Origin of the sequence: Microcoleus sp. B4-C1 (assembly GCF_036705285.1) — a bacterium.
Lineage (GTDB): Bacteria > Cyanobacteriota > Cyanobacteriia > Cyanobacteriales > Microcoleaceae > Microcoleus.
The window spans coordinates 127,088-137,471 of record NZ_JAUBUC010000005.1; the positions used below are offsets into that span (position 1 = coordinate 127,088).

18 protein-coding genes are annotated in these 10,384 nt (G+C 42.1%); all 18 read left to right on the forward strand.

Going from position 1 to position 10,384, the window contains the following annotated elements; genetic code table 11:
* The first annotated feature begins 9 nt into the window (after window positions 1-9).
* The 18 genes from QUB26_RS03575 to QUB26_RS03660 all read left to right on the forward strand — a co-directional run bounded on the left by QUB26_RS03575 (window position 10) and on the right by QUB26_RS03660 (window position 10,228).
* Window positions 10-375 (forward strand): hypothetical protein, encoded by a 366-nt coding sequence (locus tag QUB26_RS03575; protein WP_333316751.1) that lies wholly within the window; start codon window positions 10-12, stop codon window positions 373-375.
* 83 nt (window positions 376-458) lie between these two features.
* Window positions 459-752 carry a hypothetical protein gene (locus QUB26_RS03580; RefSeq protein ID WP_333316753.1) on the forward strand — a complete coding sequence of 98 codons (294 nt, stop codon included), beginning with the start codon at window positions 459-461 and terminating at the stop codon, window positions 750-752.
* Window positions 753-877: 125 nt separating this feature from the next.
* On the forward strand, window positions 878-1,219 hold the full coding sequence (locus tag QUB26_RS03585) for a hypothetical protein (RefSeq protein ID WP_333316755.1): 342 nt from the start codon (window positions 878-880) through the stop codon (window positions 1,217-1,219).
* Window positions 1,220-1,380: 161 nt separating this feature from the next.
* A complete protein-coding gene (locus QUB26_RS03590; protein WP_333316757.1) occupies window positions 1,381-1,794 on the forward strand; it encodes a hypothetical protein in 414 nt (137 codons plus the stop codon).
* Between the two features lie 172 nt (window positions 1,795-1,966).
* The gene (locus QUB26_RS03595; protein ID WP_333316759.1) at window positions 1,967-2,323 is read left to right on the forward strand and encodes a hypothetical protein; all 357 of its coding nucleotides are present in this window, start codon (window positions 1,967-1,969) and stop codon (window positions 2,321-2,323) included.
* Window positions 2,324-2,619: 296 nt separating this feature from the next.
* On the forward strand, window positions 2,620-3,126 hold the full coding sequence (locus tag QUB26_RS03600; protein ID WP_333316761.1) for a hypothetical protein: 507 nt from the start codon (window positions 2,620-2,622) through the stop codon (window positions 3,124-3,126).
* Window positions 3,127-3,259: 133 nt separating this feature from the next.
* On the forward strand, window positions 3,260-3,862 hold the full coding sequence (locus tag QUB26_RS03605) for an alpha-ketoglutarate-dependent dioxygenase AlkB (protein ID WP_333316763.1): 603 nt from the start codon (window positions 3,260-3,262) through the stop codon (window positions 3,860-3,862).
* Window positions 3,863-3,930: 68 nt separating this feature from the next.
* Window positions 3,931-4,284 (forward strand): DUF4326 domain-containing protein, encoded by a 354-nt coding sequence (locus QUB26_RS03610; RefSeq protein ID WP_333316765.1) that lies wholly within the window; start codon window positions 3,931-3,933, stop codon window positions 4,282-4,284.
* Window positions 4,285-4,326: 42 nt separating this feature from the next.
* Window positions 4,327-4,923 carry an SLOG family protein gene (locus QUB26_RS03615; protein ID WP_333316767.1) on the forward strand — a complete coding sequence of 199 codons (597 nt, stop codon included), beginning with the start codon at window positions 4,327-4,329 and terminating at the stop codon, window positions 4,921-4,923.
* 4 nt (window positions 4,924-4,927) lie between these two features.
* Window positions 4,928-5,161, forward strand: a complete 234-nt coding sequence (locus QUB26_RS03620; RefSeq protein WP_333316769.1) for a hypothetical protein — start codon at window positions 4,928-4,930, stop codon at window positions 5,159-5,161.
* 122 nt (window positions 5,162-5,283) lie between these two features.
* Complete coding sequence (locus QUB26_RS03625; RefSeq protein ID WP_333176272.1) at window positions 5,284-5,502, forward strand: hypothetical protein; 219 nt, start codon at window positions 5,284-5,286, stop codon at window positions 5,500-5,502.
* Window positions 5,503-5,832: 330 nt separating this feature from the next.
* Complete coding sequence (locus QUB26_RS03630) at window positions 5,833-6,345, forward strand: hypothetical protein (protein WP_333316772.1); 513 nt, start codon at window positions 5,833-5,835, stop codon at window positions 6,343-6,345.
* 116 nt (window positions 6,346-6,461) lie between these two features.
* Window positions 6,462-6,938, forward strand: coding sequence for a hypothetical protein (locus tag QUB26_RS03635; protein ID WP_333316775.1), 477 nt, complete (start codon window positions 6,462-6,464; stop codon window positions 6,936-6,938).
* Between the two features lie 270 nt (window positions 6,939-7,208).
* Window positions 7,209-7,976 carry a hypothetical protein gene (locus tag QUB26_RS03640; protein WP_333316777.1) on the forward strand — a complete coding sequence of 256 codons (768 nt, stop codon included), beginning with the start codon at window positions 7,209-7,211 and terminating at the stop codon, window positions 7,974-7,976.
* Window positions 7,977-8,083: 107 nt separating this feature from the next.
* Window positions 8,084-9,043, forward strand: a complete 960-nt coding sequence (locus tag QUB26_RS03645; RefSeq protein WP_333316779.1) for a DUF5131 family protein — start codon at window positions 8,084-8,086, stop codon at window positions 9,041-9,043.
* A 97-nt stretch (window positions 9,044-9,140) separates the two neighbouring features.
* Window positions 9,141-9,413: a hypothetical protein gene (locus tag QUB26_RS03650; protein WP_333316781.1), complete on the forward strand. Its 273-nt coding sequence runs from the start codon at window positions 9,141-9,143 to the stop codon at window positions 9,411-9,413.
* A gap of 131 nt (window positions 9,414-9,544) precedes the next feature.
* A complete protein-coding gene (locus tag QUB26_RS03655) occupies window positions 9,545-9,790 on the forward strand; it encodes a hypothetical protein (protein ID WP_333316783.1) in 246 nt (81 codons plus the stop codon).
* 78 nt (window positions 9,791-9,868) lie between these two features.
* The gene (locus QUB26_RS03660) at window positions 9,869-10,228 is read left to right on the forward strand and encodes a hypothetical protein (RefSeq protein WP_333316785.1); all 360 of its coding nucleotides are present in this window, start codon (window positions 9,869-9,871) and stop codon (window positions 10,226-10,228) included.
* The last annotated feature ends 156 nt before the right edge of the window (window positions 10,229-10,384 follow it).

The window sequence follows — 10,384 nt, forward strand, 5'->3', positions numbered from 1 at the left end:
ATGTGAATCTTGAAAAAAATCAATTTTGCGGGCATTGAAGGTGAAATCGTTGAAACTTCATCTCATGGTAGCTATGTCGTAGTCCGGTTGAGCGATCGAATCACCATCGTGGGCACAACGAACAATCAATTTAACTGGGAAGAGATGCCCGATGCCAGTTCTGGGTTTGATTCGTTCATTACGTATATTGGCGTTCGATCGAAGGCTGGTGCTGAAAAAGTCAAAGGAATTGTTTCTCAAGTAGGCGGTTACACTTATGCCAAAGAAAGTGAAGCTCGCAAGTCAAAACGGATTAAAGATTTCCCGTTAGAAATCAAAATTCGTGGACTGACTCCTGAGTTTGTTGCTGACGTTGTAAAACTCAAGAAAATGTAACACTTCCATTAAGTTCTCTCTGCTGCAAACTACAGTAGAGAGAACTTTGACAATTCAATATTCAGCTAGAGAGACAACCACAATTGATTCAAGCTGATTTGGAAACTGAACTAGAAACTTTCCGTCTACGCGACGCATTCCGTATCCTTGCCTGGAACACCTATGAAATTAATCGGAAATACACAGAATTAGACCAAGTTTATACACAGTTCTACACACGGTGGAGTAAATGCCAAATTCGATCGATGGATCTTGCTCAACTCACAGAACTAGCAACAGAAAGGGGTTTTACCATCGAAGGGCTGTTGTTTTACCGAGAATGCTATTACGGCATTGCTCAACCTTATCCTCCAGAAGTATTTCTGAGTAACGATTAGCTTACCTTCACTGATGGAGAGATTTCTTTTTCCATCGGTGAACTTCCAAAAATCCAGATTAAGCCTAAGTTATCTGTTAGGGGCGCTTTGCGGTGAGATTGCGAGTAAATTTACCCGTAATTACAATGAAAAAGAAAATAGCAATTTCTAATTCTCGCCGTGCATCTTACAGAGATTTTGGTATCAACGATCGAATTGGTCGCCATTGCCGTTTTGAGGACAGAGTTTGGATACACAATGATGGGGAAGGTGATTCCTACTTTTGCTGTGAAATTCCTCTCTGTCGCAACGGTGACAGATTGGAGTTTCAAGGACTTTACATCACCACTTACGGTGATGATTACAGCAAGATAATAGAAATGAAACTCACTTCAGGCCCCTACATGGTTTTCGAGTTTACTTGGGAAGACGAAGAAGGCGACATCCAGACAGGGTATGCAGATAACTTTGAATCCGCTATTTGGTAAAGTTAATCCCGAAAATCCAGGGGAGTTAACTACGATCGACCCCTGGAAAGCATTTCAATAGATTCGGTACATAAAGTTTGTCGTTAGGGTCGCTTCGCGATGAGGGAATGAGTTAGTTTTCTGACTCTTGTTCCATTTCTTTACTTTTAGAGGTTTCTGTCATGGCTATTACTTTTGTTTCCAAAACTGACAAAAAGCGTTCTTTGTTGATTGATGCCCTTCGTATTCTAGCATGGGAAGAGTATCGAGCGACCAACAAAGAATCACTCAAAAACCTTGAATATGGTGGCTATGAAGTTTTCGAGGCTGAGTGGAAAATTCATGAAATCCACCAGTACACTTATCCTGAACTGGTTACTTTTGCCAAATCCTTAGAGTTCGCTGAGAATGAATTGCTTAATCTACGATCGATCTACTACGAAAAGAAAGGCAATTTCTCTCGCTCCTCCAATTCCACTTCAGATTCATCCACCTTACCAGAAACAGTCACTTCCTTAGCTTCTGATTCTGTTGAGTTTGAGGATGATTCTGATGATTCTAAGCCATTGCCAAAGTATGATGAAGCGCCTTTCTAGGTCATTCTAGTTCCATCCACAGAAACCTCGAAGTTTGTGCTTTGAGGTTTCTCCCCAATTCCAGAGTCTTAGAATTCCTCCTGTAGTTTGTCTGTTAGGCGCTGCGCGATAGGGAGTTGAGCTAGTTTTCTTAGCTTTTGTCCAAATTCTTTACACTTTAAGAGGTTCTATCATGGCTATTGTATTTCCTTCCAAAACTGGTAAAAAGCGTTCTTTGTTGATTGATGCCTTTCGTATTCTAGCATGGGAAGAATTTCGAGCAGTCACCAAAGACGAATACAAATCTCTTGAGTTTCGTGGATATGAAATATTTGAGCTTGAATGGAAAGCTCATGAAATACATTCTTTCACATATCCTGAAGTTGTTGAATTAGCGAAGTCGTTGGAGTTTGCGGAGAATGAAATGTTGAATCTCCGATCGAACTACTATGCCAAGAAGAAATCTTCTGCTTCCAAAGCCCAATCTGCCAAAGCTCTTACCAACGGCAGTCGTTATTCTGAAGAAATTGAAGAATATCAAGCTTTCTAGTTCTAGTTCTAGTTTCATTCTCTCGTAAAGAAAACTCCGAAGTCCCGCGACTTTGGAGTTTTTTTTTTAGAGTGCCAGGAATTTGTCTGTGAGTCGATCGAAAGCTCGAACTTAAAGATTATTTGTCTCAACGCAAAATCCAGAGACAGGAGATTATCTGTGAGGTCTTCGTGATGGGGATGTGAGTTTTCTTATCGCAAAATGCGAAGTCCAGAGCCAGAGTCGGATCTGTGAGGCGCTTCGCGATAAGAAAGCGAGTTAGTTTTTGTCGTTATTAAATAATTAGGAGAAAGACCATGAAATTGACTGAACTCATCACATCCATGTCCATTGTCGGTTTGCTCACAACTTACACAGTCCCAGTAAGTTTGAGAATCATAGCCAATGCGAAAGTCACTGGAGCTTTGCTTCAATTGCATCAGACATCGAAACAGTCGAGATATGATGCAATCGTGAATTATGGACAAGTCCGATCGGTTGCGATATTTGCTGGTGAAAAGCCAGCAATCGCAGTATGTTTAGATGGAGTTTGTGGCAAGCCCGTGCCATTGCCTGAAGGTATTGTCATTAAATCCACATTTAGAGGAATTGATGCAAAAGTAGCTGGTAAAGCTGGAGCCGATCGAGCCACGTTGATTAGTTGGAGTAGTGAAACGAATGCTGGGATTGGTGGCAGCTTCGGTCAGCACGGAAGCATCACCTTCAGTCATCCTTGGTCGCTGAAAAAGTTTTGTCTCGTCAGAGGCGGAGCTTTTGGTAATGAAGGCGAATATGTGATCCGCAAAGATAAGGAATGCAAATAGAAGAAATCTCTAGCCCTAGCTGGAGATTTTTTTTAAAACCCGCCCACTCTTTTCCTAAACACCGATATTCAGCGCCAGAAGCTTATCTGTTAGGGCTTCACTTTCAGGAAATGACTTAATTCTTGTACTAACAATGCTTCACCTTCCTAACTACTTCAACTTAGCCCAACAGCAAGAACTCCTTACAATTGCCAGAAACATAGCCCAATTAAATGGTGGCATGACTACTCCTACAATGCCCAACGGTGCTCGATACAATTGCAGCCAAACTAGCTGCGGATTAGTAGGCTGGCTTTCCGATCGCAAAGGCTACCGCTACTCCAAAATCAATCCTGAAAATAGCCAGCCCTTTGCTGCAATGCCTCCTCAACTGACCGAGATTGCTCAAAAACTAGCCCTTCTAGTAGATGAGCCTCACTACCAGCCAGAAACTTGCTTAATCAACTTCTACGCTGCCAATTGCAAGAGTAGACTAGGGCTGCATCAAGATAATACAGAACAAAACCTCAAGCCCTGCATAATCTCGATCTCGCTTGGTGACGACTGCCTCTTCTCGATCGGTGGCAACAACAGGAAAGATCCAACAACGGATCTAATCCTTCGATCGGGCGACGCACTGATCCTACACGGTGATAGCCGACTAGCTTTTCACGCAGTAAAGAAGATACTCCCAGGAACTTCTAACTTGCTGAAAAACAACGGCAGACTAAACCTCACCTTCCGCCAAGTGTACTAGCCACTGCTAATAGAACTGCTGATAACTTCAGCAATTCTATTAGCTTTTTTATCCAATTTGATATTTCTATGATTGAAGTAGTGAACGGTAAACAACATGGTTTTGTTGGTGAAAATAAAATCTACATTGGTAGAGCTAATAAATCTCTCGGACTAGAATCAAGTCCTTTATCTAATCCTTACAAAATTGGTGTTGATGGGAATCGAGCAGAAGTAATAGCACTTTACAGAAAATGGCTATGGAAGAGAATAGTGATTGGTTACAATAATCCCAATCAAACTTTCAAGGAATTATTCTCGATTGCCCATAGAGTTAACAATGGAGAAAAAATTAAACTTATTTGTTACTGCAAGCCATTAGATTGTCATGGTGATGTCGTTGTTAAGTGTATTAATTGGATAATTTTAGAAAAACTAAAGTAATGCTTCGCTATGAGTTGTTGATTCTTTTTCAGGTAACAACTCATGGCAGCAAGCAATATTCCAGCGTTACTTCAGCGTGTCGATCGAAGTCTGAATCGTAATACTCAGTACAATTTTGAGGAAGCATTTGACCAAAAAGAATACAACACAGCAATGATAACGGGTCATCGCTGGTTCAATTACAACATTCCGATCGATAAACTTATCGCAATGGCAGTAAATCAGGGTGTGACTAAATTTTTGTGTGGTATGGCACTCGGTGCTGATCAAGTTGCAGCCGAGATTTTGATTCACCGTAAGCTGAAATGGACAGCCGTGATTCCTTGTGCTGACCAACATCTTCTTTGGAAACCTCGTGAGCAAAGTCATTACAAAAAATTGCTGGAGCAAGCAACTGATCAAGTCTGCCTTTACAAGAATTACAGTCCCGGTGTCATGCAGGCACGGAATTTGTGGATGGTCAAGCGATCGGACATTTGCCTAGCAGTTTTCTCCGGTGATCCTCACGGCGTTGGGGGCGGAACTGCCACAACTTTCAAGATGGCACGCGATCGCAATCTTCTCATTTATCAGTACATCCCAGCTAAATCCGAGTTCGTAATCATTGAACCCGCTTATCAACAACTAAACCTTTTTTAGCGACATGAAATCAAAAAAGAAAATCACCCAACACATCTACGGTCGAATCAAAAAGCTAGCCGATGCTGCCATTGAACGTGGCGACATCGAAACTTGCGAACGAATTTCTGATGACATTTACCTCATCAAACGATCGTCCGATCTGACACCAACTACTTACACAGCAGTTGGTGCTGGCAGTTTACTTTACCTGTTAAACTCTTTGGCTCAGGCTCAATCTCAGGTTCAATCCCAGTAACAGAAATTCAGAATCAACATTGTTCCCGGTAGCATTATTGTTACTGGGAATTTGAAAGACAAAGTTTCTCGTAAAGGTGCTTCGCAATGAGGAAGTGTTGTTTACTTTACCGAGAATTATTTATGTTGATTGAAAAGACTGAAATCCAAGATTACCGCTCCCTTGAGTGGAATACTGAAGCCGAATGGCCAATCCCACTCCCAGAATACAATATCAATGGCTACGTCGTTTCTAGGTATTATGTACCCGACGAAGCTCCCGTAATTCCCACTGGCTGGATTTACGAGTTTAATGACGGTCGATTTATGTCTGAGGCGCAGATTAGCCGGATTAAATGGTAATCTTCAGATTACTTTTTAGCTAGAAAAAAGCTGACTTTTTAAGCTTTTTTTCTAGCTTTTTCTTTAGCTTTTCTCTAGCTGCTACAGCCACAACAGAAACCCTTCGGCTACGCTCATGGCATCCCAAGAACAGAAACATAAACAGGATTTCTCGAAACAATCTAGAAACATTTGAGAAACAGAAACATCGTGCTTTGCTCTGCTGTGGAGTAATGATGTTTCTGACAACGAGATTGTGAAAAACAGAAAAACAATCCCAAAAAAGTACCCCAAAATTGTCGCGGGGGGTGCTTCGCTTTGGGGTACTGATTCTTTATCGAAGTAACAACTATGTCGATTCTACCATCTTCCACTTCTTCCACATCAAGTTTACCACACATCGACATTCCAGATCCGAGAACTGTAGAGTTCAATGCACAGATTCCCTGGAAAGCTTCGGACAGACTTCTTGAAGAAGCGATCGGCAAACTGATTAATCTGGATGAAATTGTCGATCGGCTCCAAGCACTTGATTGCCAACATTGCACACCATTCACGGCTGAGCAAGTTAAGTTTGCTTTCCTCAAATGGATTGAGAATCATCTTGAGTCAATCGAACTCCAGCCCGAATGGTTTATCCATCGGGATTTTAAACATTTTGAGCGTCATTTACCTGAGCTTGATGGTTCCTTCTTTCCAGAGGAAGAGTACGACAGGGAACCTATCTGTGAAGAACAAGGTGCTCAATATGTTGCTGAGTTAGCTGCTACTGAATTAGTTGCTACTTACCATCAACTATCTCAACTTGAAGATGCTTTTGAGGGCACTCCCCAGCAAGCAGCCGTAGCAGCACTGGATTGGTAGTCACTGGTAGCCAAGAACAGTTAAAAAATCCGTTGACATAGAAACAGATTAAAAACAGACGAACATTCTGTTTCTATGTCCACGGAATCCACCGTATTTACCGACAAAATTCTAACATGGATATTCCCCAGATTCCCACACCACATTTGAAACGAATTGCTGAAATTCGCAATCAAATTGAAGCTCTCAAAGCTGAGGCTGAAGCGATCGAACCTGATGCGATTCTTGAAGGCTTTGATGTTCTTCAATCCCAACAGTCCCAGAAACAGATTATTTACAATGATGCCAATGCCAAAATTGTAATCCAATTCCGTAATCAGTATGATGACAAAATCCTTCCCATTCAGCGACTAGATGAAGACATTGCCCGAGAATATGAAAAAGTCTGCCTATCTAATGCTGAATCCATCCAATCTTCTAAATCCCTCATTCACCAACTTCAAACTCAACTCGAAGAAGCAGAAGCAAAATTAGAAACGTTTCTCACTTCTCCACATTTAGAAAACTTGAAGAAACAGCGGTCGATCGCTCTGAATCAGACTAAGTTTCAAGTGCCAAAATTAGCGGTTTATGTTCATTTATTGAAGCATTAATCAACTACACAGGTTAAAATATATGAAAGCCCAAAAGTGTTAAAAGTTTGGCTCCGCTTTTGGGTTTTGAGTTCTTTTCCGCAAACAAGTCGATACTCACAATCATCGTTATTCATCACGATCGAAGCTGAACTTATGGAAACCCAGAGTGATAGTAATGCTTCGCTGTTGGGCTTTGAGTTTCTTATTTCTCCTCAGAAACTAGAAACAAAAACAGAAATCTGAACAGAAACAAAACCTGAAACTTAACCTAAAACTGAACCAAAAACCATGCAGAATCCAATTATCGTAGACGGACACGCATTCAGAATTCCCGGTGTCCCTAGCCGTTACAGAGCAAATTGTTCCAGGGATTTCGGGGTGTTTGTCACCGGAGACACAAAAGGCTTAAACATTCTCGAAGTTCAAGAAAAAAAGTTAAGCCGTGGAAAATTCGTTGAGATGGCGGTGTGTGCGATCGGCTCCAAAACTTTAACTTTTGAGCCAAATTATGTCAATGAAGAATTCACAGAAATCTGGGGATTCCCAGTATCGGGAGGTATGAAAGATTACTTTCATGCCAATTGTTCTGAACTGTCAACTTTCTTGATTCATCGGCAATCACGAGACAAACTGAAAACTTTGGTTGAGAGCTTCAGTCAGCAAGCATTCAATGCTTGGGTTGCTGAAGGAATGCCAGGGAATTATGAGGAATATGCTCGATCGAAAGCTGCTGATGCTCTGTTCACCAACATTTTCCGCTTTGAATTGACTAAGCAGGAAAGTCGGGAGTACGGAGCTTATTACTCAGTCTCAGTGTCGGTTCGTCCGCCAAATGGAGCTTTAGATGAAGCAGCTCTCAAAGCAGCACGTCAAGTCCATGATGCTGAAGTTCAAGGCACGATACTTTGCGAAGATATTCGCTTAGTCGAGAATGAGCAAATATGCGTTGCCTCAATGCCTGCTGCTCAATCTCCAGCTTTGCCCGAAGCTGAATTGCAACCACCAGCAATTAATGTGACCACCACGTCCGCAAAACAAATCAAGTCCGCTAAGTAATCCTGAAGTTTAGCTAAAAAGTTGGGGAACAATCCCCAGCTTTTTTTTTAAAGCCAGTGTCAGTTGATCGACACCTAAAAGTAACCACAACAGGGAGAACAAAAACAATGGGAAAAACTAATATTTCATGGACTGATTACACTTGGAATCCAATCGTGGGTTGTGAGGGGATTAGTCCAGGCTGTGACAACTGTTATGCAAAAATGCTGGCTCAATCACCAAGACTGCAACAATTCGTGCAATATCAAGAAGCTAAAGAATGGGATGGTACGATTGTCTTTGTGCCGTCCCAATTGCTCAAGCCTTTTGGATGGAAAAAACCACAGTTAGTTTTCCCTTCAATGAGCGATCCGGGGCATCACAATGTTAAACAGGATGAGCTTGACCAAATTTTTGCAGTAATGTCGATCGCAAGCGAACATCAATTTCAGATATTAAGCAAACGACCGAAAGCGATAAAGCACTACATCAAAAATCTCACTAGCGATCGTCTCTACGAAGCAGCAAAACATTTTTGGAAGGAAGACAAAATCCCCAAACGACTATGGCGACCACTCCCACTTCTTCGAGAATACTTTGATAATCTGCAATTTCCGATTAAGAATCTCTGGATTGGAACCAGTGTCGAGAATCAGGATGTAGCCGATCGCATCCTTGATGTAAGAGATACAGCAGCCCACATCCGGTTCATTAGCTGTGAACCTTTGCTAGACCGGGTTGATTTGCGAAAATATCTCGGTATCTGTGTCGGCTGCCAGACCTGCGAGTTTCGAGGCGATCATCGAATTGGAAAACCGATGGTAAATTGGGTTATTTGTGGCGGAGAATCAGCCCAAAAACGCAACGATGCCCGTCCGTGTCATCTAGATTGGTTGCGATCGATCGTTCAGCAATGTCAAATGGCTGGTGTTGCGGTCAGTGTCAAGCAACTGGGTTCTAATCCGATCGATTCTCGGATGTACATTGATGGAGTGGCGATGACGAGTTTCCAAGTCAAAGTCAAAGACCACACAGATGTTAATGAATTCCCTGAAGAACTGAAATGGCGACAACATCCAGTTTTCTAGATTCATCTATGGATGCAGGTTTTTACTCTGAACCTGCATTCATACTTTGGCAAGGGCGCTACGCGATGTGGTAGTGATTTTTAGAACTAAAACAGTCATGACTCAACAAAATAGACCCGAAATTAAAGTTCGAGAAACCCGCCCGTCTGATGGTCTTTTGTACGATCGGAACTTGTTTATTGCTTACTGGATTGAAGAAGGGGATTTAGAACAATTTCCTGACTATCCACCAGATGCGATAAATGGGTGCTGCGGTGATACCGAACAAGAAGCTCTTCAAAATGCTGAAAACCATTGGAGAATTCGAGAAGAAAATCATCGTCAAAACCGTGAAAAATTCTATGCCAAATATGGACGCTACCCTGATTGACTTAACTGGCAGGGCGGTACGCCATCGCAGCCCTGTTTTTCTTTCGGATGATTATCAGACACAAACCCCTGCGTTAAATTCAGGGGTTTGATGCTTCGCTTTAGGGGGTGCAACCTACTTACCGTTGAAAAATGCCAACTCACCTTTTTGGACTGTTAGAAAAACAGAGCCAGCAGCAATTAAGAAAACTGACGGCAATAATGTTGTACGAAGTGGAATATATCGAGCCTGTTTTAGGTGAAGAGTTATTCCCCTACTACCGCCATTACTGCGTCATCTCGGCTCTAGGGACTGATTACTCTCGCAAAGGCTTTGGCATTTACGACGATCGAACTGATAAATACGATCGGATTGCTCACGTTCTCAGGCATTTATAACAATCCTGTTTAATTCAGTTTGCTAGTGAGGCTTCGCTGTAGGGTAGTGTGTCTAAGCTCTACCCTATAGTTATAGCCATGAAAGTATTCCTCACTGGAACCGAATATTTGCAGAAGATGAACCATGAAATGTGGACGAGGATTCACAATATCACCAAACTAAATGCTGAAATCCTAATCGGCAATTATCGCGGGTTTGACCAACTTGCCCTCCTCTTCCTAACCATTTTGCAGTATCCCAATGTCACGGTTTACGAAACTGGCAGTAATCTCAGTTTTGGATACCCGCTTGTCTTTGTTGGTCGGTATCCGGCTCAGGACATCTTTATGAGCAAACAAGCTGACTATATGTTGGCGGTGTACGACGGCAAAAGTCGTGGAGTTCGAGCCAACTTGAAGCGGATGCCACCAAATCGTATCCGCATTATCCGAGTTTAGCACTTTTACAAACAGAAACTAAAACACAACCCGGAACAATTTACTAATTTGTTTCGGGTTGTGTTTCTGTGAAAGTTTCGTATCGGCTCAATAAATAGGGGGAGCAGTTATTCTAGTTGCCAAGACAAGCCCAAGGGATGAAGAGAAGATTTTTCG